23 protein-coding genes are annotated in these 25659 nt (G+C 63.9%); 11 read left to right on the plus strand and 12 right to left on the minus strand.

Going from position 1 to position 25659, the window contains the following annotated elements:
• Positions 1-60: 60 nt before the first annotated feature.
• From PST29_RS05815 to PST29_RS05825, 3 genes are all read right to left on the minus strand, one after another.
• On the minus strand, positions 61-849 hold the full coding sequence (locus PST29_RS05815; protein WP_016967759.1) for an OmpA family protein: 789 nt from the start codon (positions 847-849) through the stop codon (positions 61-63).
• 50 nt (positions 850-899) lie between these two features.
• Positions 900-1313 carry a DUF4398 domain-containing protein gene (locus tag PST29_RS05820; protein ID WP_016967758.1) on the minus strand — a complete coding sequence of 138 codons (414 nt, stop codon included), beginning with the start codon at positions 1311-1313 and terminating at the stop codon, positions 900-902.
• A gap of 284 nt (positions 1314-1597) precedes the next feature.
• A complete protein-coding gene (locus PST29_RS05825; RefSeq protein ID WP_060837735.1) occupies positions 1598-1942 on the minus strand; it encodes a hypothetical protein in 345 nt (114 codons plus the stop codon).
• A 205-nt stretch (positions 1943-2147) separates the two neighbouring features.
• Between PST29_RS05825 and ppc the strand changes: the two genes are divergently transcribed.
• The 7 genes from ppc (at position 2148) to PST29_RS05860 (ending at position 9396) form a co-directional block, all read left to right on the plus strand.
• Entirely contained in the window at positions 2148-4778 is a 2631-nt protein-coding gene (gene ppc, locus PST29_RS05830) for a phosphoenolpyruvate carboxylase (protein ID WP_060837736.1), read from the plus strand.
• A gap of 289 nt (positions 4779-5067) precedes the next feature.
• Positions 5068-5715 (plus strand): adenylate kinase, encoded by a 648-nt coding sequence (gene adk / locus PST29_RS05835; RefSeq protein WP_060837737.1) that lies wholly within the window; start codon positions 5068-5070, stop codon positions 5713-5715.
• Positions 5716-5805: 90 nt separating this feature from the next.
• Positions 5806-6480 carry a tRNA (adenosine(37)-N6)-threonylcarbamoyltransferase complex dimerization subunit type 1 TsaB gene (gene tsaB / locus PST29_RS05840; RefSeq protein WP_060837738.1) on the plus strand — a complete coding sequence of 225 codons (675 nt, stop codon included), beginning with the start codon at positions 5806-5808 and terminating at the stop codon, positions 6478-6480.
• Between the two features lie 186 nt (positions 6481-6666).
• Positions 6667-6963, plus strand: a complete 297-nt coding sequence (locus PST29_RS05845; protein ID WP_060842591.1) for a hypothetical protein — start codon at positions 6667-6669, stop codon at positions 6961-6963.
• Positions 6960-7820 carry a DUF72 domain-containing protein gene (locus PST29_RS05850; RefSeq protein WP_060841880.1) on the plus strand — a complete coding sequence of 287 codons (861 nt, stop codon included), beginning with the start codon at positions 6960-6962 and terminating at the stop codon, positions 7818-7820. The genes PST29_RS05845 and PST29_RS05850 overlap by 4 nt, the downstream gene beginning before the upstream one ends.
• A 33-nt stretch (positions 7821-7853) precedes the next feature.
• Positions 7854-8684: an isocitrate lyase/PEP mutase family protein gene (locus PST29_RS05855; RefSeq protein WP_060842592.1), complete on the plus strand. Its 831-nt coding sequence runs from the start codon at positions 7854-7856 to the stop codon at positions 8682-8684.
• Between the two features lie 13 nt (positions 8685-8697).
• Positions 8698-9396, plus strand: a complete 699-nt coding sequence (locus PST29_RS05860) for an extensin-like domain-containing protein (protein ID WP_060842593.1) — start codon at positions 8698-8700, stop codon at positions 9394-9396.
• Between the two features lie 8 nt (positions 9397-9404).
• Here PST29_RS05860 and PST29_RS05865 read toward each other — a convergent pair whose 3' ends face one another.
• Entirely contained in the window at positions 9405-10022 is a 618-nt protein-coding gene (locus PST29_RS05865; protein WP_060837742.1) for a hypothetical protein, read from the minus strand.
• A gap of 94 nt (positions 10023-10116) precedes the next feature.
• Between PST29_RS05865 and PST29_RS05870 the strand changes: the two genes are divergently transcribed.
• On the plus strand, positions 10117-10899 hold the full coding sequence (locus PST29_RS05870) for a class I SAM-dependent methyltransferase (protein ID WP_060837743.1): 783 nt from the start codon (positions 10117-10119) through the stop codon (positions 10897-10899).
• Positions 10900-10980: 81 nt separating this feature from the next.
• Here PST29_RS05870 and PST29_RS05875 read toward each other — a convergent pair whose 3' ends face one another.
• Complete coding sequence (locus PST29_RS05875; protein WP_060837744.1) at positions 10981-11616, minus strand: TetR/AcrR family transcriptional regulator; 636 nt, start codon at positions 11614-11616, stop codon at positions 10981-10983.
• A gap of 93 nt (positions 11617-11709) precedes the next feature.
• Between PST29_RS05875 and PST29_RS05880 the strand changes: the two genes are divergently transcribed.
• Both PST29_RS05880 and PST29_RS05885 read left to right on the plus strand, forming a co-directional pair.
• Positions 11710-12798, plus strand: coding sequence for an efflux RND transporter periplasmic adaptor subunit (locus PST29_RS05880; RefSeq protein WP_060837745.1), 1089 nt, complete (start codon positions 11710-11712; stop codon positions 12796-12798).
• Between the two features lie 5 nt (positions 12799-12803).
• Positions 12804-15860 carry an efflux RND transporter permease subunit gene (locus PST29_RS05885; RefSeq protein WP_060842594.1) on the plus strand — a complete coding sequence of 1019 codons (3057 nt, stop codon included), beginning with the start codon at positions 12804-12806 and terminating at the stop codon, positions 15858-15860.
• Between the two features lie 121 nt (positions 15861-15981).
• On the opposite strand, the gene PST29_RS05890 is transcribed toward PST29_RS05885, so the two are convergent.
• From PST29_RS05890 to plsB, 3 genes are read right to left on the minus strand one after another with little or no spacing between them, the layout of a single operon-like run.
• Positions 15982-16671, minus strand: coding sequence for a DUF4197 domain-containing protein (locus tag PST29_RS05890; protein ID WP_060837747.1), 690 nt, complete (start codon positions 16669-16671; stop codon positions 15982-15984).
• A gap of 24 nt (positions 16672-16695) precedes the next feature.
• The gene (locus PST29_RS05895) at positions 16696-17094 is read right to left on the minus strand and encodes a YbaY family lipoprotein (protein ID WP_060842595.1); all 399 of its coding nucleotides are present in this window, start codon (positions 17092-17094) and stop codon (positions 16696-16698) included.
• 51 nt (positions 17095-17145) lie between these two features.
• Positions 17146-19650: a glycerol-3-phosphate 1-O-acyltransferase PlsB gene (plsB, locus tag PST29_RS05900; protein ID WP_060842596.1), complete on the minus strand. Its 2505-nt coding sequence runs from the start codon at positions 19648-19650 to the stop codon at positions 17146-17148.
• A 259-nt stretch (positions 19651-19909) separates the two neighbouring features.
• Here plsB and PST29_RS05910 point away from each other — a divergent pair, with 259 nt between their 5' ends.
• Positions 19910-20119, plus strand: coding sequence for a cold-shock protein (locus PST29_RS05910; RefSeq protein WP_011059510.1), 210 nt, complete (start codon positions 19910-19912; stop codon positions 20117-20119).
• A 99-nt stretch (positions 20120-20218) separates the two neighbouring features.
• Here the strand turns inward: PST29_RS05910 and PST29_RS05915 are convergent, their stop codons facing one another.
• The 4 genes from PST29_RS05915 to PST29_RS05930 all read right to left on the minus strand — a co-directional run bounded on the left by PST29_RS05915 (position 20219) and on the right by PST29_RS05930 (position 25469).
• Complete coding sequence (locus PST29_RS05915; RefSeq protein WP_060837751.1) at positions 20219-20596, minus strand: hypothetical protein; 378 nt, start codon at positions 20594-20596, stop codon at positions 20219-20221.
• Between the two features lie 87 nt (positions 20597-20683).
• Positions 20684-21493 carry a putative RNA methyltransferase gene (locus PST29_RS05920; RefSeq protein WP_060837752.1) on the minus strand — a complete coding sequence of 270 codons (810 nt, stop codon included), beginning with the start codon at positions 21491-21493 and terminating at the stop codon, positions 20684-20686.
• The gene (gene dapE / locus PST29_RS05925; protein ID WP_060837753.1) at positions 21493-22644 is read right to left on the minus strand and encodes a succinyl-diaminopimelate desuccinylase; all 1152 of its coding nucleotides are present in this window, start codon (positions 22642-22644) and stop codon (positions 21493-21495) included. The genes PST29_RS05920 and dapE overlap by 1 nt, the downstream gene beginning before the upstream one ends.
• Positions 22645-22877: 233 nt before the next feature.
• Positions 22878-25469, minus strand: coding sequence for a glycosyltransferase (locus tag PST29_RS05930; protein ID WP_060842597.1), 2592 nt, complete (start codon positions 25467-25469; stop codon positions 22878-22880).
• Positions 25470-25659 lie beyond the last annotated feature (190 nt).

Below are 25659 nucleotides of genomic sequence, written 5' to 3' on the forward strand. Positions count from 1 at the left end.
GCCGACCTGAACAGGTCGGCGGCGTTGTGTTTCACCTGCCTATATAAGGCAGAGGCTGCATCAGTTGCGGCTGATGGCCGAACGTGGTGCCACCGGCTGGTTGTCGTTGGAAATGGTCACTTCCACGCGACGGTTCATGGCACGACCGGAAACGCTGCCGTTATCGGCCACCGGATACTCCTTGCCATAACCCTGGCTGACGATGCGCGACGGGTCGACGCCCATGCGGATCAGGGCCATCTGCACCGAACCGGCACGGCGCTCGGACAGGGACTGGTTGTAGGAATCGCTGCCGGTGCTGTCGGTGTAGCCTTCGACGATCACCTTGCGGTCCGGGTTCTGCTGGAGGAATTGCGCCAGCTTGTTGATGTTCACCAGGCCGCTGGACTTCAGGTCGGACTTGTTGGTGGCGAACAGCACGTCACCAAAGGTCACCAGGGTGCCGCGATCGGTCTGCTTGGCGTTGAGGCTGTCCTGCAGCTGCTTGATCTGCGCGTCACGGGCCTCGAGGATCGCGCGGGCGCGCTGGTCGCCGGCGTCCTTGAGCTTGGCTTCGGCGGTGCGCAGGGCAATGGTTTCCTTGGCCACTTCAACCCGCTGGTTGGTCAGGTAGGCCAGCTGGTCGACTTTCTTCTCGTCTTCCTTGTTCAGGTAGGCCTTGTCGGCCTTGTCCATCCAGTCGGCGGCGTCCTTGGTTTCCAGGGCCGCGACCTTGCTCGCCTGCGGGTTGGCTTGCAGGCCGGAGAAGTTGGTCCGGGCGTTTTCCAGGTTGGCGTTGGGTGGGGTGGAGCACGCCGCCAGGGCTACGCTCATGGCCAACAGGGCAGGGATCATCAGTTGTTTGCGCATAATGGTTCGTCCTTTCAATCAAATACGAGTACGTGGGAATCGGCGGCGGCTTACTGCACGCTGCGCATACCTTCCTGACGCAGTTCCTGAACGCCTTTCTGCGAGTCCTTCAGCGCCTGCTCGGCCTTGGCGGCCTGGGCCTTGCGCTCGGCGACACGGGCGTCCCACTCGGCTTGTTCGGCCAGGCGGCGGGCTTCGTCGTACTTCTTGTCGTGCATGGCAATCTCGGCTTGCTTGAGCTTGTCCTGGGCCGACTTCATTTCCACGGCGGCGAACTCGGTGCCGCCTGCGCTCACTGCGCTATTGACCGCAGATTGCGTGACCGCGTACTGCTCGGAAGGCGGGTTACCGGCACAACCGGCCAGTACCATGCTGCTACCGAGGGCCAGCGCGGCCAGCTTCAGCCCGCGCAGAGAGGTGAACGAGGATTTGGCAGTGCTGATCTTCATGGTCTTCAACTCCATTGGGTAACTCCTGGAAAACATCAATGTCCATCCCGGTCCTGGCGCCGTGGTGCTGAGTGACGAGCGCTGATGGCAAAATTTGAAACGGCCGTTCCAGTGATGGCTACTGGGTGTGACCCGAGGCTTTTTTGAATAGTTCAGAGAAAGATGGCGATTGGCCGGAAAAAAACTGACGACTCGGACAGGGCTCTAAATCGGGAACTTTTGCCGTGCAGCGGGGTATCCCCGGCCCTGTTCAGGGCCGGGGACGATGAAGTTCAACGGGAGTTGGAGAGGGCGCCGACTCAGTGTTTGGGCTTGTCGGACTGGCTGGCCATGAGCTGCAGATGCTGGCGTGACAGGGCCAGGAAGCGCGGGGTCGGACCGATATCCTCGTAGAGTGGATCGCCTTCCTCGTCGGTGGCCACCACCTGCCGACCCTGGATGTAGGGGAAGCTGGCTTCCAGCTCTTCCAGGGCGGCGCCAATCAGTTCGCCGAGCAGTTCCTCGGTCTGGCGTTTGGGGTACATCTCGGAGAGGGCGGCCAGGCGGGCGGCGGCTTCCACGTCCAGGTGAATCCGGTAGGCGGTTTTGCTCAGGCGCCCCTTGGCGTTTTCTTCCCAATGTTGTGCCAGTTCACGGATTTTCATGTTGACCTCGATGAACGCCTGCTTGTGGCAGGTTGGGTTGAGTAACCGGCCGGGGCCGGTGCGTGGCCCTTGTGCGGCCTACCCTTGAGACTAGTCCCATCGGCCAGGGTTGGCCCGGGGTGAGGTTGCACGCTTGCTAAGGCAGGCGTGCAAGCGGCACTCTTGAGCCTTCCGTGCCGCCTTGAGTCTGCTGGAGACCACCTCGATGACCGATATTGATGCGCGCTTGCGCGAAGACGTTCACCTCTTGGGAGAACTGTTGGGCAATACCATCCGAGATCAGTACGGGGAGGCTTTCCTCGACAAGATCGAGCAGATCCGCAAGGGCGCCAAGGCCGATCGCCGGGGCTCGCCCGGTGCCGAATTGAGCGCCAGTCTCGATTCGCTGAGCGAAGACGAACTGCTGCCGGTGGCCCGGGCCTTCAACCAGTTCCTCAACCTGGCGAACATCGCCGAGCAGTATCAGTTGATTCACCGTCGCGACGAGTCGCAACCGGCGCCCTTCGAAGCCCGGGTACTGCCGGAGCTGCTGGCACGCCTGCGGGCCGAGGGCCACTCCGCCGATGCCCTGGCCCGGCAATTGGCGCGTCTGGAGATCGAGCTGGTGCTCACCGCTCACCCCACCGAAGTGGCGCGCCGCACCCTGATCCAGAAGTACGATGCGATAGCCGCGCAGCTGGCGGCCCAGGACCATCGCGATCTCACCAGTGCCGAGCGCGGGCAGATTCAGGAGCGCCTGCAGCGGCTGATCGCCGAGGCCTGGCACACCGAGGAAATCCGCCGCACCCGGCCGACCCCAGTGGATGAGGCCAAGTGGGGGTTTGCGGTGATCGAGCACTCGCTGTGGCAGGCGATCCCCAATTACCTGCGCAAGGCCGACAAGGCGCTGTTCGAAGCCACCGGCCTGCGTTTGCCCCTGGAGTCGGCGCCGATCCGTTTCGCTTCGTGGATGGGCGGCGACCGTGACGGCAACCCCAATGTCACTGCCAGCGTGACCCGCGAAGTCCTGCTGCTGGCGCGCTGGATGGCCGCCGATCTGTATTTGCGTGACGTCGATCACCTGGCCGCCGAGCTGTCCATGCAGCAGGCCAGCCCGGCCCTGCTGGCCAAGGCCGGGGACAGTGCCGAACCCTACCGCGCGTTGCTCAAGCAACTGCGCGAGCGCCTGCGGGCCACCCGCAACTGGGCCCAGGCGGCGCTTGGCGCGGCGGTGCCGGCCGGGCCCGAGGTGTTGCAGAACAACCGCGAGCTGCTCGAGCCCTTGCAGCTGTGCTACCAGTCGCTGCATGAATGCGGGATGGGCGTGATTGCCGATGGCCCGCTGCTCGATTGCCTGCGCCGGGCGGTGACGTTCGGCCTGTTTCTGGTGCGTCTGGATGTGCGTCAGGACTCCAGCCGGCATACCTCGGCCATGACCGAGATCACCGATTACCTGGGCCTGGGGCGCTATGCCGACTGGAGCGAAGAGGACCGCATCACCTTCCTCAATCGCGAACTGGCCAGCCGGCGGCCGTTGCTGCCGGGCTACTTCAAGCCTTCGGCGGACACTGCCGAAGTGCTTGCCACTTGCCGCGAGATCGCCCAGGCGCCGGCGGCGTCCCTGGGTTCCTACGTGATTTCCATGGCGGGGGCGGCCTCCGATGTGCTGGCGGTGCAGTTGCTGCTCAAGGAGTCCGGGGTGCTGCGGCCGATGCGCGTGGTGCCGCTGTTCGAAACCCTGGCGGACCTGGACAACGCCGGCCCGGTGATGGAGAAACTGCTGCACTTGCCGGGCTACCGCTCGCGGCTGCAGGGGCCTCAGGAGGTGATGATCGGCTACTCGGATTCGGCCAAGGACGCCGGGACCACCGCGGCCGCCTGGGCGCAGTATCGGGCGCAGGAGCGGCTGGTGGATATCTGCCGTGAGCAACAGGTGGAGTTGCTGCTGTTCCACGGCCGCGGCGGTACTGTGGGACGCGGCGGTGGTCCGGCCCACGCGGCGATCCTGTCGCAGCCGCCGGGTTCGGTGGCGGGGCGTTTCCGCACCACCGAACAGGGGGAAATGATCCGTTTCAAATTCGGCCTGCCGGACATTGCCGAGCAGAACCTCAACCTCTACCTGGCCGCCGTGCTGGAGGCGACCCTGCTGCCGCCGCCACCACCGGAACCGGCCTGGCGTCACCTGATGGACGAACTGGCCAGCGACGGGGTCCAGGCCTATCGCGCGGTGGTGCGCGACAATCCGCAATTTGTCGAGTACTTCCGCCAGTCCACCCCGGAGCAGGAGTTGGGCCGCCTGCCCCTGGGCAGTCGTCCGGCCAAGCGCCGGGCCGGTGGGATTGAAAGCCTGCGGGCGATTCCGTGGATCTTCGGCTGGACCCAGACCCGCCTGATGCTGCCGGCGTGGCTCGGCTGGGAGGCGGCCTTGAGCAAGGCGCTGGCCCGGGGCGAGGGTGAGTTGCTGGGGCAGATGCGTGAACAGTGGCCGTTCTTCCGCACCCGCATCGATATGCTGGAAATGGTGCTGGCCAAGGCCGATGCGGACATTGCCCGCTCTTACGACGAGCGCCTGGTGGAGGCGGAACTGCTGCCATTGGGTGCGCATTTACGCGACCTATTGTCGCAGGCCTGCGCGGTGGTCCTGGGGTTGACCGGACAGTCGCAATTGCTGGCCCACAGCCCCGATACCCTGGAGTTCATCCGCCTGCGCAATACCTACCTGGATCCGCTGCACTTGCTGCAGGCGGAGCTGCTGGCGCGCTCGCGCCAGCAGGAGGCGCCGCAAGGAAGCCCCGTGGAACAGGCGTTGCTGGTCTCCGTGGCCGGTATCGCCGCCGGTTTGCGCAACACCGGCTGAGGCGGCAGAGGGCTGTTTGCCTGCTCTGGCGCAGCCCTGATCAGGACAAACCCAAGGTGTCGCTCAGATTCATCTGGCGACACTTTGTTATGGGGTTGCGACTTGTTCTACCCGGCCAAAGTGGCATAAAAAGGCCGGGTTCCTCCGACTTTCGACTGCTTGTGCGGGCTGTGTCGGCTGTGTATCTTGATCAGCCTTTGGCCGTTTGGGCGGTCATCACCCTATTTTTGAGATTGGCCCCACGAGGCGAATCCGAGCGTTTCTAAATAAAAAATTGAGGAGCACATCGATGCGCGTAATTCTGCTGGGAGCTCCCGGGGCCGGTAAAGGTACTCAGGCAAAGTTCATCACCGAAAAGTTCGGCATTCCACAGATCTCCACCGGCGACATGCTGCGTGCTGCGGTCAAGGCCGGCACCGAGCTGGGCCTGAAGGCCAAGAGCGTGATGGACAGCGGCGGCCTGGTGTCCGACGACCTGATCATCAACCTGGTCAAGGAACGCATCAGCCAGCCTGACTGCGCCAAGGGTTTCCTGTTCGACGGTTTCCCGCGCACCATTCCTCAGGCCGAAGCACTGGTCAAAGCCGGTGTGGAACTGGACAACGTGGTGGAAATCGCTGTCGACGACGAAGAGATCGTCCAGCGTATCGCCGGTCGCCGTGTACACGAGGCGTCGGGCCGTGTGTACCACACCGTCTACAACCCGCCGAAGATTGCCGGCAAGGACGACATCACCGGTGAAGACCTGGTGCAGCGCAAGGACGACACCGAAGAAACCGTGCGTCATCGCCTGTCGGTCTATCACTCCCAGACCAAGCCGCTGGTGGAGTTCTACCAGCAGCTGGCCTCGACCCAGGGCAAGCCGAAGTACAGCCACATCCCGGGTGTGGGTTCGGTGGAAGTGATCACTGCCAAGGTGCTTGAAGCCCTGAGCTGAATTACCTGATCGTTTGATCGTTCAACGGCCCGCTTGCGGGCCGTTGCTGTTTATAATGCGTCACTTTTTTCAATGCCGATGGAACCCCGAATGAGCACCTTGCTGGCCCTGGACACCGCGACTGAAGCTTGCTCCGTTGCTTTGCTGCATGACGGCAAGGTCACGAGCCATTACGAGGTGATCCCGCGCCTGCATGCGCAGAAGCTGTTGCCGATGATCAAGGAACTGCTGGCCAATGCCGGTACCACCTTGCAGGCGGTGGATGCCATCGCCTTCGGCCGTGGGCCGGGCGCCTTTACCGGTGTGCGCATCGCCATTGGCGTGGTGCAGGGGCTGGCCTTCGCCCTGGAGCGTCCGGTGCTGCCGGTGTCCAACCTGGCGGTGCTGGCCCAGCGCGCCTTGCGTGAGCACGGTGCGACTCAGGTGGCCGCGGCCATCGATGCGCGCATGGATGAAGTCTATTGGGGCTGTTATCGGGAAACGGCCGGCGAGATGCGCCTGGTCGGGGCCGAAGCCGTGCTGGCGCCGGAAGTCGCGAGCTTGCCGGCAGGCGCCAGTGGTGACTGGTTTGGCGCGGGCACGGGCTGGGGGTATGGCGAGCGCATTGCCGTCACGCTCAGCGCTCGGGACGCGGGCATGCTGCCCCATGCCGAAGACCTGCTGACCCTGGCGAAATTTGCCTGGGAGCGGGGCGAGGCGATCGTCGCCGACGAGGCTCAGCCGGTCTATCTGCGGGATAAGGTGGCCACGCCCAAAGCCCGTTGAGGGTGCTCCAAGTGTTTGCGGCTGTTCAGATTTTTTCTGCCGACAGCCGCCAATCGTCTGTTTTTCAGCATCCTTCCTGCCCGGTTTTAAACCTTTTGGCTTTTCTGTGTTCTAGTTATCACTCGGGCATTTGCTAAGTCGCAGCAGTGCCGCTAAATTGCCATCATTGATCCCGGGCTTTTCAGTATGCGCATAGACGGCATCTCCTCGCAGTCCTACCCCATCAAGCGCAAGCCTCGCAAAGGCCCGGTGCTGGTAGACGAGTCCCTGGACGATGCCGATGCGGTCGAAGTCCAGCCCGAACCCCAAAGCCGTTCCCAGGCTTCTGCCTCCCGCACCGGTAATCTCCCCGCCCGTCCTCAGGACATGATCTTCCAGCGCGCGATGAAAAAGAGCGTGGCCAATGCTCTGGCCAGCTACTTGACCACCGCCGGCTTTGTCGATTGGGACCTGGAAGTGGTGGGGCTCGACCTGCACATCTGATGCTGCCTTATTTCCTCGGTTGTCCTTCCTGGAGCGAAAACGCCTGGCGTGAGTACCTGTATCCGCAAGATGCCCGAGCGAATGATTTCCTCGGCCTGTATTCCCAGGTCTTCAACGCCGTCGAAGGCAACACCACCTTCTATGCCCGTCCCGCGCCAACCACGGTGCAGCGCTGGGCCGAGATCATGCCCGAGCACTTTCGCTTCACCGCCAAGTTTCCCGGCGATATCAGTCACGGCGGTGACCTGCGCCAGCAGTTGAGCGCAGCCGAGACCTTTGTTCAGTTGCTCAGCCCGTTGGGTGAGCGGGTCTCGCCCCTGTGGTTGCAACTGCCGGCCAGCTTCGCGCCCCAGCGCCTGGCGGAGCTGGCGGGGTTTATCGATGGTCTGCAGCGGCCGCTGGCGGTGGAGGTCCGGCACCCGGAATTCTTTGCCAAGGGCGATGCCGAGCGCAGGCTCAACCGATTGCTGCGCGAGCGGGGTGTCGAGCGCATCTGCCTGGATCCGCGGGCCCTGTTCAGTTGCACGTCCAGCGCTCCGGCAGTGCTGCATGCACAGTCGAAAAAGCCCCGTGTGCCGCCACGGCCGGCGGCCTTCACGCAGTTTCCCCAGGTGCGTTTCATCGGCCATCCGGAGCTGGAGGCCAACGATCCGTTCCTGCTGCCCTGGATCGACAAGGTCGCCACCTGGATCGAGGAAGGGCGCACACCCTATGTGTTCCTGCACACCTCGGACAACCGCCTGGCAGCGGAACTGGCCCGACGTTTTCACGCTCGGCTGATGCAACGTTTGCCTGGCTTGCCCGCGTTGCCTGAGTTATACAGAGAGCCCGCCGCGGAGCAGCTCGGCCTGCTCTGAGGCGGTTTCACCGCCTTTTTCAGGAGCGAGCAAATGGACGCGCAATCCCTTCGAGCCAACGTTTTCAAGGCCCTGCACGAGCGTGCCGGAGCCTTTGTCATTCCCAACCCCTGGGATGCCGGTTCCGCGAGGATGCTGGTCGGCCTCGGTTTCGAAGCGCTGGCCACCACCAGCGCGGGCAACGCCTTCTCTCTGGGGCGCCCGGATGCCGAGGGCGCGGTCAGCCTGGAAGACACCTTGAACAACGTCCGCGAGATCGTCGGCGCCAGCAGCCTGCCGGTGGCGGCGGACCTGGAAAACGGGTTTTCCGACAGCCCTGAAGGCTGCGCCCAGGCGCTGTTGCTGGCCGCGGCCAGTGGCGTGGTGGGCGGTTCGATCGAGGATGCCAGCGGGCGTGCCGACGAGCCCATTTATGACTTCAATCTGGCCGTGGAGCGCATCGAGGCCTGTGTCGTGGCAGCCCGTAGCCTGCCATTTCCCTTCACCCTGACGGCTCGGGCGGAGAATCTGCTCCACGGTCGTGACGATCTGCCTGACACCATCCGCCGTTTGCAGGCCTTTGCCGAAGCCGGGGCCGATGTGCTCTATGCACCGGGGTTGCGCAGTGCCGAGGAAATCCTGCAAGTGGTGCGGGCCGTGGCCCCCAGGCCGGTGAACGTGCTGATGTCCGGCGGCCTCAACCTGAGCGTGGCGCAACTGGCGGAGCTGGGGGTCAAGCGCATCAGCGTCGGTTCCGCCTTGGCTCGGGCAGCCTATGGCGCCTTCTACCGCGCGGCTGAAGACATTCGCGATCACGGCCGCTTCGATTTTGCCGAGCGTGCGATGCCGTTTAGGCAGATCAATCAATTGTTCAAGCAGCCATGAACAGGGGGGGCATGTGCGGAGGCTGAAAGTGTTGGGCGCCGTGTTGCTGTTGTGCGCCCTGTTGTTGCTTGGCATCCGCTTGGGCTGGTTGCCGGTGGCTGATGCGTGGAACCCCTGGGCGCCGCTGGATGTGCAAGCCAAGCCCAATCTGCTGACCCGTTTCAAGCTGGCGCGGCTGCGGGACAATCCGCAGCTGTGCGATGAGGTGCTGGGGCGCTCCGGTTTGCGCACCAGTCGCCAACCCGACAGTCGTGGCGATGTCGCCTGTCCGCTGAGCAATACCTTGCGGGTGCAAGGTGGGTCGGTGGCGTTGAGCAGCAGCTTTCTCGCCAGTTGTCCGCTGGCGGTGGCGTTTGCCCTGTACGAGCGCCATGGACTGCAGCCGGCGGCGCAGGCGGTGTATGGGCAGCGAGTGGCGCGGGTTGATCATCTGGGCAGCTTTGCCTGCCGCAATATGTACAGCCGCGAGAAGGGGGCGCGCAGTCAGCATGCCAGCGCCAATGCCCTGGATATTGCCGGCTTTCGTTTGAGCGATGGACGCAGTATCAGCGTGCTGCGGGATTGGCCCAAGGACAGCAGTGAAGGGCGCTTCTTGCGATTGGCCCGGGACGGCGCCTGCGATGCGTTCAATGTGGTGCTGGGGCCGGACTACAACAGCGCGCACCGCAACCATTTCCATCTGGATGTGGGGCCTTGGTGGGTGTGTCGCTAAACAGCGGCTCAGGCGGCGATGCGCAGGTTCTGCAGAATCAGCGGGCGTGCCCAGCCGATGTCGAAATCCATCTGCCGTTGCTGTTCGATGAGCTCCTCCGGTGGGAACGGTTCGGCCGGCTTGTCCAGCAGATCCAGCTCGAATTCGGCAATCGGCAGGTGCAGCGGGCGCGGCTCCGGCGCAGGACCTGGAGCAGGCACTGGCTGACCGGCGTTGAGCACGAGCGGCCGTACCCAGCCACTTTCGAAGTCCTGCTGGCGTTGCTGGGCGACGATTTCTTCTGGCGGGAAAGGCGTAGCGGGTTTGTCCAGCAGCTCCATTTCGAATTCGGCAATCGGCAGGAACAGCGGCTCGGGAGGGCGAACTTCGGTTTCCTGCACGTCGCAGTGGCGCTGATTGACGATCTGCGCCAGCACGTCGCTACCGCCCGCCGGTTCTACCGGTCCATCGACGGCAACCGCCGGCAGCCCTTCAACGCTCGCGCCATCTCCCCGTTGCTCGGCCAGGGCCTGGGCAAAGAAGTCCTGCCACAGATGGCTGACGCCGCTCAGTGCCTGGGAGTTGCGTAGGCCATAGTCGCCGTGGCGAGAGATATAACCTATCGATGTGCGTTGAATGTCTGACATTGCTCTCGGTCGACGCTTGAGCTCTGGCAAAATGGCCGATAGTTCTGTTATCGGCAGTTTTTGCCGATCATTAATTTTTTGAGTGTGGTTTCAGATGAATGAGCAACCCGCGGCCTGCCGCATCCAAGTCGAGGCCCTGGGCGCTGGCTTCGAGCCCCTGGCGCGGCAATGGGCCGAGCGCCTGGGCCTGCCCTTGCAGATCGACGAGCCGGAGTTCGCGCTGCAGGTCGGTGAGCAGGGCCTGCAATTGCAGCAGTTGGGGGCGGATGCGCCGGGGCCGGTACGGGTCGACTTCGTCGAAGGCGGCGCAGCCCATCGACGCCTGTACGGCGGCGGCAGCGGACAGATGATCGCCAAGGCGGTAGGGGTGGCTCAAGGCGTGCGCCCCCGCGTGCTGGATGCGACGGCGGGGTTGGGCAAGGACGGGTTTGTCCTCGCCACCCTGGGGTGCGAGATGAGCCTGATCGAACGTCAGCCATTGATTGGCGCGCTATTGGAGGACGGCCTGGCCCGTGCCGCGCTGGACGCCGAAGTGGCGCCGATCGTGGCTCGCATGCACTTGCTCAAGGGCAACTCCATCGAACTGATGCGCAACTGGGAAGGCGAGCCGCCTCAAGTGATCTACCTCGATCCGATGTTTCCCCATCGGGAGAAAAGCGCGCTGGTGAAAAAGGAAATGCGCCTGTTCCGCCCGCTGGTGGGGGACGACAACGATGCGCCGGCGCTGCTGGCGGCGGCCCTGGCCCTGGCCAGCCACCGGGTGGTGGTCAAGCGCCCGCGCAAGGCCCCGTGCATTGACGGGCCCAAGCCGAGCCACGGGCTGGAGGGCAAGTCCAGCCGCTACGACATCTACCCGAAGAAGGCCCTCAAGGCCTGATCCCCCCAGGGCCCGGCTTGCCGGCGAAGGCTGTCTTCACGGCCTGTTCGCTGGCAGGCCAGGGCCTGCTCAACCCAGCTGCTACGGCCTGTAGGCGCGGATGAACAGCGCCACCACTTCCTGCACGTGCTCTTCCGCCGCGTCGCCCCTCAGCGGCTCGCCGCAGCCATAGAGCAGGCGGAAGTTCGCCCCGCCCTTGAGCATGCAGAAGAAGTGCTCGGCGGCATTGCGCGGCTTGTCGATGTGCAAGGTGCCCAGCTCATTGATTCGCCTCAGCAGCCGTTCCATGCCTTGCAACACGCGTTCTGGGCCGGCTTCGATGAACATCTGCGAGAGCTTGGGATCCTGATTGCCCAGGGCCATGATCAGGCGATGCAGGTTCACCGACTCGTCGCTGTTGATCAGTTGGTGAAAGCCTCTGGCGATGTTCAGCAGGACGCTTTCCACCGACGTGTCGGGCGTCAGTTCGTAGATCAGCGTCGGCAATTGCTCTTCGCACTTGGCCACCACCGCGGCGGTGAACAGGGTCTCCTTGTCATTGAAGTGGCTATACACCGTGAGCTTTGAAACGCCGGCTTCGGCGGCGACCGCATCCATGCTGGTACTGGCGTAGCCATTGCTCAGAAACAGGTTTTTCGCTGCTTCGAGAATGGCCTGGCGCTTGGCCAGATCTTTGGGCCTGCCTGGCCCAACGTTTGCGGAAAGATTGTCGGACATTTTTCGCTGTTAATACTGGACTGGTGAGTTTGCTATTAATAACATACCGGCCAGTATAATTATTCAAAGCACCATTAGCGAAGGGTCGCCGCCATGTTCCGCTATGCCTTGCCAGTCAGCCTGGCTTTTTTTCTGTCTGCTTGTGGGCACGAAGAGCCCGTTCAAATTGGCATCCGACCGGCCATGGTGGTCCAGCCAGAGCCTTCGGCACGGGCTTCGGACAGTTATCCCGGCGAGGTGCGCGCCCGTTACGAACCCGAGCTGGCATTCCGCATTGGCGGCAAGGTCAGTCGACGACTGGTTGAGGAAGGCGAGCGGGTCAAGGCCAATCAACCCCTGGCCGAACTCGACCCGCAGGACGTGCGCCTGCAGCTTGAAGCCACCCGGGCCCAGGTCACGGCGGCCAGCGCCAACCTCAATCTGGTGCGTGCCGAGCGCGATCGCTACAAGACCCTGCTGGACCGGCAGATGGTCAGCCGCTCCCAGTACGACAATGCCGAAAACCTCTACCGCGCCGGTGAAGCGCGGCTGAAGCAGATCAAGGCCGAGTTCGACGTGGCCAACAACCAGGCCGGCTATGCCGTGCTGCGTGCGCCGCAGGACGGCGTGGTGGCCAAGCGTGCGGTGGAAGTGGGGCAGGTGGTGGCGGCCGGGCAGACGGTCTTCACCCTGGCCACCGATGGCGAGCGCGAGGTGCTGATCAGTTTCCCCGAGCAGAATTACGGTCGCTTCAAGGTCGGCCAGCCCGTGTCGGTCGAGCTCTGGACCCAGCCGGGCCAGCGCTTCGACGGACGTATCCGCGAGCTGTCGCCGGCTGCCGATCCCAAGTCCCGGACCTTCGCCGCGCGCATTGCCTTCACTGCCGGCAAAGTGCCCGCCGAGCTGGGCCAGAGCGCCCGGGTGTTTATCCAGAACGCCGATGCGCTGTCGCTGTCGGTGCCGTTGTCGGCCTTGACTGCTGAAGGTGGCGCGACCTTCGTCTGGCGGGTCGATGCCAACAACACCCTGCACAAGACCCCGGTGCGGGTCGGCGCCTTTGGCGAGAAGAGCGTGCCGGTGCTCGAAGGCTTGAGTGCCAGCGATTGGGTGGTGGCTGCCGGCGTGCATGTGCTCCATGAGGGCTTGCAGGTGCGCCCGGTGGATCGTGACAACCGTATGGTTAACCTGGCGGCCAAGGAGTAGTCCCGATGGGTTTCAACCTTTCCGCCTGGGCGTTGCGCAATCGCCAGATCGTCCTGTTCCTGATGCTGTTGCTGGCCATTGTCGGCGCCTTGTCCTACACCAAGCTGGGTCAGAGTGAAGACCCGCCTTTCACCTTCAAGGCCATGGTGATTCGCACCAACTGGCCCGGGGCCACGGCCCAGGAAGTGTCGCGCCAGGTCACCGAGCGTATTGAAAAGAAACTGATGGAAACCGGCGAATACGATCGCATCGTTTCCTTCTCCCGCCCCGGGGAATCCCAGGTGACCTTCATCGCCCGGGACTCGATGCATTCCAACGAGATTCCCGATCTCTGGTACCAGGTACGCAAGAAGATCAGCGATATCCGCCAGACCTTGCCGCCGGGCATCCAGGGTCCGTTCTTCAACGATGAGTTCGGCACCACCTTCGGCAATATCTATGCGCTGACGGGCAAGGGCTTCGACTACGCCGTGCTCAAGGATTACGCCGACCGCATCCAGATCCAGCTGCAACGGGTCAAGGACGTGGGCAAGGTCGACCTGCTGGGCCTGCAGGACGAAAAGATCTGGATCGAACTGTCCAACGTCAAGCTGGCGACCCTGGGGCTGCCGTTGGCGGCGGTGCAGCAGGCGCTGGAGGAGCAGAACGCCGTCTCCACCGCCGGGTTCTTCGAAACCCCCAGCGAGCGGGTGCAATTGCGGGTATCGGGCAATTTCCAGACGGTGGAGCAGATTCGCAATTTCCCGATCCGGATCGCTGACCGTACCTTCCGCATCGGCGATGTGGCGGAGGTGCGCCGGGGGTTCAATGATCCGCCGGCACCACGCATGCGCTTCATGGGCGAAGACGCAATCGGCCTGGCGGTGGCGATGAAGGAAGGCGGCGACATCCTGGTGCTGGGCAAGGCCCTGGAAGGCGAGTTCTCGCGCCTGCAGAACAGCCTGCCGGCAGGGATGGAGCTGCGCAAGGTGTCCGACCAGCCGGCGGCAGTGAAGACCGGGGTCGGCGAGTTCGTGCGGGTGCTGGCCGAGGCGCTGATCATTGTGCTGCTGGTGAGCTTCTTCTCCCTCGGCGTGCGTACCGGGATGGTGGTGGCCCTGGCGATTCCCCTGGTGCTGGCCATGACGTTCGCCACCATGTACTACCTGGGGATCGGTCTGCACAAGATCTCCCTCGGCGCTCTGGTGCTGGCCCTGGGGCTGTTGGTGGACGACGCGATCATCGCGGTGGAGATGATGGCGATCAAGATGGAGCAGGGTTTCGACCGGATCAAGGCCGCCAGCTTTGCCTGGACCAGTACCGCCTTCCCCATGCTCACCGGCACCCTGATCACCGCCGCAGGCTTTTTGCCGATTGCCACGGCCCAGTCCGGCACCGGCGAGTACACCCGCTCGATCTTTCAGGTGGTGACCATCGCCCTGGTGGCTTCGTGGATCGCCGCCGTGGTGTTCGTCCCCTACCTGGGAGAGAAGCTCCTCCCGGACCTGGCCAAGATCCATGCCGCCAAGCACGGCGCCGAGTCCAACCCCCACGGCACGCCGTTTTATCAGCGCGTGCGCCGCGTGGTCGGCTGGTGTGTGGAGCGGCGCAAGACCGTGATCGTCCTGACCATCCTGGCGTTTGTCGGCTCGGTCGTGCTGTTCCGCTTCGTGCCGCAGCAGTTCTTCCCGGCCTCGGGACGCCTGGAACTAATGGTCGACCTGAAGCTGGCGGAGGGCGCGTCCCTGAGCAATACCGCCGACGAGGTCAAGCGTCTGGAGGCGATGCTCAAGGATCACCCGGGCATCGATAACTACGTGGCCTATGTGGGCACCGGTTCGCCGCGTTTCTACCTGCCGCTGGACCAGCAACTGCCGGCCACCAGCTTTGCCCAGTTTGTGGTGCTGGCCAAGTCCATCGAGGAGCGGGAAAGCCTGCGGGGTTGGCTGATCTCCACCCTCAATGAACAGTTCCCGGCCCTGCGCTCGCGGGTCACGCGGCTGGAAAACGGTCCGCCCGTGGGCTATCCGGTGCAGTTCCGGGTCACCGGCGAGCACATCGAGGAGGTTCGCGCCCTGGCCCGCAAGGTGGCGGCCAAGGTGCGGGAGAACCCCCATGTGGTCAACGTGCATCTGGACTGGGAGGAGCCGAGCAAGGTGGTTTACCTGAACATCGATCAGGACCGGGCCCGGGCCCTGGGCGTCAGCACTGCCAACCTGTCGAAGTTCCTGCAGAGCTCACTGATCGGCTCCACCGTCAGCCAGTACCGCGAGGACAACGAGCTGATCGAGATCCTCCTGCGGGGTACCCGGCAGGAGCGCACCGAACTGGCATTGTTGCCGAGCCTGGCGGTGCCTACCGACAACGGCAAGAGCGTGTCGCTGTCCCAGGTCGCGACCCTGGAGTACGGCTTCGAGGAAGGGGTGATCTGGCACCGCAACCGCCTGCCCAACGTCACGGTCCGGGCCGATATCTACGGCAAGGAACAGCCGGCGACCCTGGTGCAGCAGATTCTGCCGACCCTGGAGCCGATCCGCGCCGAACTGCCGGATGGCTACCTGCTGGAGGTGGGCGGCACCGTCGAGGACTCGGCCCGTGGCCAGAACTCGGTGAAGGCGGGCGTGCCACTGTTCATCGTGGTGGTGCTGACCTTGCTGATGATCCAGCTGCGCAGTTTCTCGCGCACGGCCATGGTGTTTCTCACCGCGCCCCTGGGGCTGATCGGGGTCACCCTGTTCCTGCTGGTGTTCCGCCAGCCGTTCGGCTTCGTGGCCATGCTCGGGACCATTGCCCTGTCGGGAATGATCATGCGCAACTCGGTGATCCTGGTGGACCAGATCGAGCAGGACATCAAGGCCGGGCACACGCCCTGGGATGCGATCATCGAAGCCACGGTACGGCGTTTCCGGCCCATCGTGCTGACGGCCCTGGCGGCGGTTCTGGCGATGATCCCGCTGTCGCGCAGCGTGTTCTTCGGGCCGATGGCGGTGGCCATCATGGGCGGGCTGATCGTGGCGACGGCGCTGACCCTGCTGTTCCTGCCGGCACTTTATGCGGCGTGGTTCCGGGTCAAGAAAACCTAGCAAGCGCTGCGCAGGGTTGCATCCAGCAGGAGCCGGCTTGCCGGCGAAGAGGCCTTGAGGCCGGCGTCTGTCGGCAGACGCCTTCGCCAGCAAGCTGGCTCCTGCGGGTGAGGGGAAGGTCTTACAGGGTGCCGAAGACTTTCTTGGCCAGGCTGGTGGCCGCGGCCGCCGGGTTCTGGCGAATGGCTTCTTCCTGCTTGCCGATCATTTCGAACAGGCCATTGAGGGCTTGCTCGGTCACGTAGCTTTCGATGTTGGCGCTCTTGGCATCCAGCACACCCAGGGTCGCGGCCTGGCCGGCGAAGGAGTTGTACTGCTTGGCCAGACCCACCTGGTCGGTGGCCTGCTTGACGATAGGCAGGAACTTGGCGCGGATCTGCTCGCGGCTGCTCTTGTCCAGGTACTGGGTGGCAGAGTCCTTGCCTCCGGCGAGAATGCCCTTGGCGTCCGCCACGGTCATTTTCTTCACCGCATCCACCAGCAGCGCCTGGGCTTGCGGCACTGCCGCTTCAGCGGCCTTGTTCATGCTGGTTTCCAACTGATCGACCTGGTCACCCATGCCGAACTGTTTCATTTTCTTCGCCACTTTGCCGAGGTTGCCCGGCAGTTCGATGCGCACATCGGGGTTGTTGCTGAAACCGCCAGGGGTCCCCAGCTGTTTCACGGCGATCTGCGCACCTTGGGTCAGGGCGTCCTTGAGGCCGCCGCTGGCGTCACCCTGGGACAGGTCGCTGAGGGACAGGGCCAGAGCACTGGCGGAGATCATCAGGCCAGCGCACAGGCTGGTGAAGCGGAGCGAAGTACGGAGCATGGCGGCTTCCTTGGACAATGAGAGTTAACGTACAGCGTCGACACGGAGTTTCAGCGGCTGGGGATCCTTGCCGTCCAGATTGACTCCGTTGTGTTCGGTGGTGATGAACATCAGCTTGCCGTCCAGTTCGATCCGCGCACTGACCGCGTAGCGGTGGCCTGGCTTGACCTGGGCCGGGTCGTAGCTGAGGTGGAAGGGCAGCGGCACCTGGCCCTTGATCGGACCGCTCTGCTCGGCCAGGACTTGCGCCGGCGCATCTGCCAGGGACACGTCCTGCAGGCTCACGCTCAGGGTGGCGGTGGGCGGCAGGGCGATGCGCTGCAGGTAGAAGACTTCACCATCGAGGCTGGCCTTGGCCGCAGGCTGCATGGCTTGGCAGGCGCCGAGCAGCGCAGTGGCTGCCAGCAGGGTGAGTTTTTTCATTGCGGATCTCCGTATCGGGGGCGCCGCAGATTCTGCGGCGCCGATAAGAATCTAGTCGCTTTGCACCGGTGCCGCGAGCTGCTCGGCGGCATCTTCGCTGCGGTGCAGGGCGACCTGGCGGATCGACAGGCGAATCTCCGCCGGCAGCACGCGCTTGGCGGCGCCTTCGGCCAGGTCCCCCAGCAGTGGGTGGTAGCTCAGCTTGCCGGCTTCGTCGCGGCGCAATACACCCTGGTCCAGCAGGGTCTGGATGAAGTGGCGGAACAGACTCTTATCGAAGAACTCCGGGGCATTGAGGCCATGCAGGATCGACAGGCGCTGGGCCATGACCGTGCACAGGTCTTCCAGCTCCTCGGCGCTGATGCTGTTCTGGCCGCTGTTGAGCAGCAGGGAAATGGCCATGTAGAAGCGTTGCAGGGTCTGGGCGATGCTCTTGGACAGCAGCGTCAGCAGGACAAAATGCCGCGAGCTGGGCGCCGGGCGCAGGTACAGGTCTTTCTCGAAACGCAGCAGGCCCTGTTCGACGAAGGCCTCCAGCCATTGATCCACCACCGCGTCGAGTTCTTCCAGGGACCAGCGAATGAACAGCTCCGCCTGCAGGTAGGGATACAGCGCCCGGGTGTAGCGCAGGATCTGTTCGCGGCTCATGCGCGACGAACTCTGGAAGAAGCTCGCCAGCAGGGCCGGCAGGGCGAAGATGTGCAGCACGTTGTTGCGGTAGTAGGTCATCAGGACGGCGTTCTGCTCGTCCAGGTAGAGGATCTTGCCCAGGGCGTCGCTTTGCTCGGCCAGCAGGTCCATGTCCTTGACGTGCTGGATCAGCGCCCGGCCATCGCCTTCCGGCAAGGTGGTGTGGGGCGAGTAGGGCACGCGGCGCAGCAGTGCCAGGTACAGGTCCAGGACCCGGGCCATGGCGCGTTCGTCCAGGGCCAGGCGGCTGGTGGAGAGCAGGGCCAGGGCCACCAGGTTCACCGGGTTGATCGCCGCGGCTTCGTTGAGGTGCTGGGCCACCCGCTCGCCCAGGCGGTTGGTGGTTTCGTTGAGCCAGGCCGGGCGGTACTGCGGGCCCAGCTCCTGGGAGCGCCAGTCCGGTTGCTCCTGGTCGAGGAATTCCGCCAGCTTGATCGGTTCGCCGAAGTTCACCGCCACCTGGCCGAAGCGCTGCTTGAGGGCACCGATGACCTTGAAGATGTCGAAGATCGACTCCTTCTTCTTGCTCGCGCCGCGCAGCTCGCCCAGGTAGGTGCGACCTTCCAGGACCCGCTCATAGCCGATGTACACCGGCACGAAGACGATGGGCATGCGCGACGAGCGCAGGAAGCTGCGCAGGGTGATGGCCAGCATTCCGGTCTTGGGCTGCAGCATGCGCCCGGTGCGCGAACGCCCGCCTTCGACGAAGTACTCCACCGGGAAGCCCTTGGTGAACAGGGTGTGCAGGTATTCGTTGAACACTGAGGTGTACAGCGGGTTGCCCTTGAAGGTGCGGCGCATGAAGAAGGCCCCGCCGCGGCGCAGCAGGCTACCGATCACCGGCATGTTGAGGTTGATCCCGGCGGCGATGTGCGGTGGCGTCAGGCCGTTGCGAAACAGCAGGTAGGACAGCAGCAGGTAGTCGATATGGCTGCGGTGGCAGGGCACGTAGATCACTTCGTGACCCTGGGCGATCTTCTGCACGCCTTCCAGATGGTTGACCTTGATCCCGTCGTAGATCTTGTTCCAGAACCAGCTGAGCACCACTTCCAGGAAGCGGATCGCGGTGTAGGTGTAGTCCGAGGCGATCTCGTTGCCGTAGCGCAGGGCCTGGGCCTTGGCTTTTTCCGGGGAGATCTTCTCGCGCTCGGCCTCGTCGAGGATCGCCTGTTTCACCAGGGGCTGGTTGAGCAGGCCCTTGACCAGGTTGCGTCGGTGGGAAATGTCCGGGCCGATGACCGCGGCCTTGAGGTTGCGAAAGTGCACCCGCAGGATGCGCTGGGCCATGCGCACGGTGCGTTCGTGGCCCTTGTTGTGTTCGATCAGTTCCCGCAGGTTGATCGGCGCGGAGAACTGCACCCGGGTCTTGCGTCCCAGGATCATGATGCTCAGCAGCCGGCGCAGGCGCCCGGTGACTGCCCAGCTGTCGGCGAACAGCAGTTTCCACGGGCTCGATTCACTGTCCGGGGACTGGCCCCAGAACACGCTGACCGGAATGATCTGCGCGTCTTCGGCGGCGTTCTGGGCCAGGGCGCTGACCAGTCGGGTCAGGGTCGGCGGCGCGCCGCGCTTGTCCTGGCGGCCGAGCCAGTCGGGCTCCGGGGTCAGGTAGAAGAAGGCCGCAGGCTCCAGCAGATTGCCCACCGACACCGGCAGCACCGGGCGTGGCAGCCCGGCCTTGGTGCATTCGCTATCGACCACGGCCAGGTCAGTCAGGGACGGGTTTTGCAGGACGTAGAACACCGGCCGGCTGCGGTCGAGGTCGAGGGTGAAGGACGACTGGTTGATGGTTTCCGAGCGCACCCAGAGGTACAGCAGGCGGCGCAAGGTGCCAAACACGAGACGGCGGATCGGGGAGCGGGTCATACGGCTTCTGCGTGAGTGAATATGTGGATGAACACAAAACCGAGCAACTGCTCGGGGCCGGTAGTGTGCCGGATTCGCCGAAAATCGGCAAAAAAGCGCCGAAACAAGATTGAGTTGAGAGTTTTTACGCCTGTCATATACTCGGCCGACTCTCTCGCGGCCGTGTTGCCTCCTGTCATAGAGACACAGGTCTGGGGAAAGTTCTCAAGGTTTGGTTGCAGTGCGCCAATCCAATAATAAAAAAATGAGGTATGGATTCATGACTACTCGTGAGACCGGCAACGTGAAGTGGTTCAACGACGCCAAGGGCTACGGCTTTATCCAGCGTGAAGGTGGGGCGGACGTGTTTGTCCACTATCGAGCGATCCGTGGCGAAGGCCACCGCTCCCTGACCGAAGGCCAGCAGGTGGAGTACGCCGTGGTCGAAGGCCAGAAAGGTCTGCAAGCCGAAGACGTCGTCGGCCTGTAACCAACCCGGTAGGAGCTGGCTTGCCAGCGAACAGGGGCACTGGCGATGCAAGCTTTGGCGGCGCCTTCGCCGGCAAGCCGGCTCCTACGGGTTCAATGTTCAGGCGGTGCGCCAGGTAATCTCTTCTTCACCGTCGGCGCTGATGCGAATCCAGCGATCGGCGGACTCTTCACCTTCTTCCTCGACCCAGCTGCCCGGTGCGCAGCGCACTTCCACGTTCAAGGCGGCAAAGGCGGCGCGGGCGCAGGCGATGTCGTCATCCCATGGGGTCTGGTCGCTTTCCAGGTACAGGCTGTTCCACTTGCCCACCGCTTTGGGCAGCCAGGTCACTGGCACGTTGCCTGCGCTGCATTTGTAGGTCTGGCCTTTCTGCACCCAGTCGCTGCAAGGGCCGAGCACGGCACCGAGCCAGGCGGCGATGGCCTTGTAGTCGACGTCGGCGTCTTTCAGGTAAATCTCGATATCGGGCTGGCGCATGGATGTCCTCATTGCCGGTCTGAAAAATCCATTCGCGGATTTCTTCGACCCCGGGCCGCTGCCCGAAGTCGTGGGTTCTAGTGGGGTTTATTGCAGCACGAAGTAATCGTAGCGCATCGACACGCTGACCTCGAAAGGCTCGGCCTGCTCGATCACCGCGGCCCGGCGTTCGGCGCTGGCGCGCCAGCCGTGAGGGGTCATGGCCAGCAGGTTGGCGCGATCTTCCGGGCGTTCCAGGCACAGCTTGAACGCCAGGGTTTCGCTGTGGGCCAGGGCCATGCCTTCAGGTACCAGGGCCAGGTGCTTGTCGTCGGTGTACTCGCGCACCTCGTCGTACAGGCGCTCGCGCAGTTCCATCAGGTGACCGCTGGTGGGGCCGACTTTCATCAGCCCGCCGCCGGGGCTCAGCAGACGCTTGGCTTCCTGCCAGTCGAGGGGGCTGAAGACGCTGGCGAGGAACTGGCAGCTGGCATCGGCCAACGGAATGCGCGCCATGCTGGCGACCATCCAGGTCAGTTGCGGCGCGCGGCGGCAGGCGCGTTTCACCGCTTCCCGGGAAATATCCAGGGCATACCCGTCGGCGCCAGGCAGGGCCTCGGCCAGTTGCGCGGTGTAGTAGCCCTCGCCACAGCCGATGTCGACCCAGCGCTGGGGCGCGCGTTCCGCCGCCAGTTCTGCCAGGCGCCGGGCCACCGGGGCGTAGTGCCCGGCGTTGAGGAAGTCGCGGCGGGCCTCGACCATGGCCTGGTTGTCACCCGGGTCACGGCTGTTCTTGTGCTGCACCGGCAGCAGGTTCAGGTAGCCCTGGCGGGCCCGGTCGAAGCGATGCCCGGCCGGGCAGGCCACGCCGTTGTCCACGGCATTCAGCGGGGCGCTGCAAAGAGGACAGGCGAGCATCAGGCAAGCAACTTGACGAGAGTCTGGTAGTAGATCTCGGTCAGCACATCCAGGTCGCTGGCCAGGATCCGCTCGTTGACCTGGTGGATCGTGGCGTTGACCGGGCCCAGTTCCACCACTTGGGTGCCCAGGGTGGCGATGAAACGACCGTCGGACGTACCACCGCTGGTGGACGCCTTGGTCTCGCGGCCGGTGACCTGCTTGATGCTGGCCGAAACCGCGTCCAGCAGGGCGCCGGGTTCGGTGAGGAATGGCAGGCCGGACAGGGCCCAGTCCACGTGCCAGTCCAGGCCGTGCTTGTCGAGGATCGCCGCGACCCGCTGCTGCAGGCCTTCCACGGTGGATTCGGTGGAGAAGCGGAAGTTGAACACCGCCACCAGATCACCGGGGATCACGTTGGTGGCGCCGGTGCCGGAGTTGAGGTTGGAGATCTGGAAGCTGGTGGGCGGGAAGAAGGCATTGCCGTCGTCCCAATGTTCGGCCGCCAGTTCCGCCAGGGCCGCTGCCGCCAGGTGGATCGGGTTCTTGGCCAGGTGCGGGTAGGCCACGTGGCCCTGTACCCCGCGGACCGTGAGCTTGGCGCCGAGGGAGCCGCGACGGCCGTTCTTGACCACGTCGCCCACCAGGCTGGTGCTCGAAGGCTCGCCGACGATGCACCAGTCCAGGCGCTCCTTGCGTGCTGCCAGGCGTTCCACCACCGCCTTGGTGCCGTGGTGCGCCGGGCCTTCTTCGTCACTGGTGATGAGGAAGGCCACCGATCCCTTGTGGTCCGGGTAGTCGGCGACAAAGCGCTCGGCGGCCACCAGCATGGCGGCCAGACTGCCTTTCATGTCCGCCGCGCCACGGCCGCAAAGCATGCCGTGTTCATCGATCAGGGCTTCGAACGGATCGTTCTGCCAGGCCTGGACCGGACCGGTGGGCACCACGTCGGTGTGCCCGGCGAAGCACAGCACCGGGCCGTCATGCCGGCCATGGGTGGCCCAGAAATTGTCCACGTCCTCGATGCGCATCGGTTCCAGCTTGAAGCCGGCATCGCCCAGGCGCTGCATCATCAGCTTCTGGCAGTCGGCGTCGACCGGCGTCACCGAGGGGCGGCGGATCAGATCACAGGCAAGTTGCAGGGTCGGCGAAAGCTCGGCGTGGGCCGTCATGGGTAACTCCGGTGCAAGGCAAGATCAGGCGCGGCTCTTTTCTTGTTGTAGCAGCGAGCAAGCTCGCGATGGACTCAAGAGCGGCGCAGAGCATCAGGTGCTTGCGTCATTCTTGACATCTATCGCGAGCAGGCTCGCTCCTACAGGGAGAGCTGCGGGCTAGGCGCGCAAAATGGCGGATATCTTAAAGCAAAACGGCGGCCTGAGGCCGCCGTTTAGTGCTTTGCATCGATTTAGGCGGCTGGAGCCGGCTCGGGGTGTTCCGCAGGTTTTGGCAGCGACGAAAGGAAGGCCATGACCAGTGCCGCCACATAAGGCAGCGACTGCACCAGGAGCATGGTTACCCAGAAGCGCATGTCGTTGCTCGGCAGGCCCTGCACCAGGAAGATCCCCAGCGCCGCGCCCCACAACAGCAGCATGATGAACAACTCTTCCCGGGCTTCGGAGATCGCCACCCAGAAGCCGTGGTTATCGGCGTTCTTCGGGGTGCGGAAGAACGGGATGCTGCTGGTGAAGAAGCCGTACAGCACCGCCTTGGCGATGGTGTGGGACAAGGCCAGGCCCGCCAGGGCCGCACAGAACGCGTCCTTGAGGTTGACCCCCACCGCCCGGCGGTAGAGGAAAATGATCTTGCCGACCTTGAACACGAACAGCGCCAGCGGCGGGATCGCGAAGATCAGCAGCGGCGGGTCGACCCGTTGCGGCACGATGATCATCGCCGCCGACCACAGCAGGGCGCCGACGGTGAAGAAGATGTTCATGCCATCCGCCACCCACGGCAGCCAGCCCGCGAGGAAGTGGTAGCGCTGGCCGCGGGTCAGCTCGGTGTCCTTGCCGCGCAGCAGGCTGGCGGTGTGGCGCTTGATGATCTGGATCGCGCCATAGGCCCAGCGGAAGCGCTGCTTCTTGAAGTCGATAAAGGTATCGGGCATCAGGCCCTTGCCGTAGCTTTCGTGGTGGTACGCCGCCGACAGGCCCTTCTCGAACACCCGCAGGCCCAGCTCGGCGTCTTCGCAGATGCACCAGTCGGCCCAGCCCAGCTCTTCCAGCACTGTGCGCCGGGTCATGGTCATGGTGCCGTGCTGGATGATCGCGTCACGGTCGTTGCGGGTGACCATGCCGATATGGAAGAAGCCCTTGTACTCCGCGTAGCAGAGCTTCTTGAAGGTGCTTTCGTTCTGGTCGCGGTAGTCCTGGGGCGACTGCACGATGGCGATCTTCGGATCGGCGAAGTGCGGCACCATGTGCTTGAGCCAGTTGCGGTCGACGCAGTAGTCGGAGTCAATCACCGCAATCACTTCGGCATCCTTGGCGGTGTGCGGCAGCAGGTAGTTCAGCGCACCGCCCTTGAAACCGGCCAATGGCGCGACGTGGAAGAACTTGAAGCGCGGGCCCAGGGTCTCGCAATAGGCCTGCACCGGCTCCCAGACCGCCGGGTCCTTGGTGTTGTTGTCGATGATCAGGACTTCGAAGTCCGGGTAATCGAGGTTGGCCAGGGCATTGAGGGTCTGTTTGACCATCTCCGGCGGCTCGTTGTAGCACGGCACGTGGATCGAGACTTTCGGCCGGTAGCTGGAGTCGCCTTCCACCGGCAGGAACTCGCGCCGCCGCTTGTGGATCCACACCGCCTCGGCCAGCTCATGGGCCTCGGTGAGCAGCACGATGAACACCCCCAGCGCACCGAGCGCGAGGAGAAAGCCCACGGTCAGGCTGAACCAGGTGCTGTATTGCTGGCTGTAGTCGTAGCCGATCCACACCAGCACCGAACCGCAGAGGAAGGCGATGAAGGTCAGGAAGGTGCGGCCACGCTGGCGCAGGGCCGAGCCGTCGATCATCAGCAGGGTCAGCGACAGCAGCGCCAGCACCACCGAGCCGATGGCCAGCACCCGCCATTGCGGGATCGCCACTACCGGGCCTTCGAAGTTGAATTTCTGCTGGCGCGCGGCGTTGAACACGCCCCAGTAGGCGCCCACCGAACCTTCGTCGCTGGCCTTCCACGGCTGGTCGAAGGCTTCGATGACGAAGTAGTTGTAGCCCTGGCGGTTGAGCTTGTTGACCAGGGTGCGCAGGTAGATCGCCTGGTCCGCCGGACTGGCGTCGGCGCCACCGCGCATGCGGCCGTTGCTCGGCCAGCCCACTTCGGACAGCAGCAGCGGCTTTTTCGGGAACATCTTCTTCAGGTCGCGGGCGCGATCGAGGACGAACTGCTCGGCCTTGTCCACCGGGATGAACTCCCAGTACGGCAGGATGTGCGCGGCGATCAGGTCGACGTGCTTGGCCAGCTCCGGGTGTTCTTCCCAGACGTGCCACTGTTCCGAGGTGGTGACCGGGACTTTCACCGCAGCGCGGACCCGGTCGAGAATCACCGACAACTGGTCGGCGGTGATTTCCTTGCGGAATATCGCTTCGTTGCCCACCACTACCCGCACCACGCTGCGCGAGCTGTTGGCCAGTTCGATGGCGCGCATGATTTCCCGCTCGTTGCGCTCCAGGTCCGGGCTGATCCAGATGCCCAGGGTCACGCGCAGGCCGAACTCTTCGGCCAGCTTGGGAATATCCTGCAGGCTGCCATCCACCGAATAGGTACGGATGTTGTCCGTCAGCTTGCTCATGATCTCCAGGTCGCGACGCATTTCATCGTCGGACGGGTACTGGTCCTTCTGCGGGAACTGGCCCTGCTGGAAAGGCGAGTAGGAAAAACCGGAGATCTGTTCCGGCCAGTCGGGGGCCGAGACCGGGCGATTGATCAGCGCCCAGAAGCCGGTGAACAGCGCGGCAATGGCCAGCACTATCACCAGGTTGAGTCCAAATTTACGCGATGACATAGCTATTTCGGGTTCCAAAGGGTGTGGAACGAGGGAAGGGTTGGCAGGCGCCAAACGGCGGGCATCCTACACCGGCCCTCAACTGAGCGTACAGCGCACAGAGGAAAGCCAGACCTTGGGCACTGTAATTGCGTTTAAGTTCTTTACTTGTAGCTGGCGGCTTAAAACTTGTCGCTTCCCAGCCCTATAA

The organism is Pseudomonas sp. St29 (assembly GCF_001547915.1).
In the GTDB taxonomy this organism is placed as follows: Bacteria; Pseudomonadota; Gammaproteobacteria; order Pseudomonadales; family Pseudomonadaceae; genus Aquipseudomonas.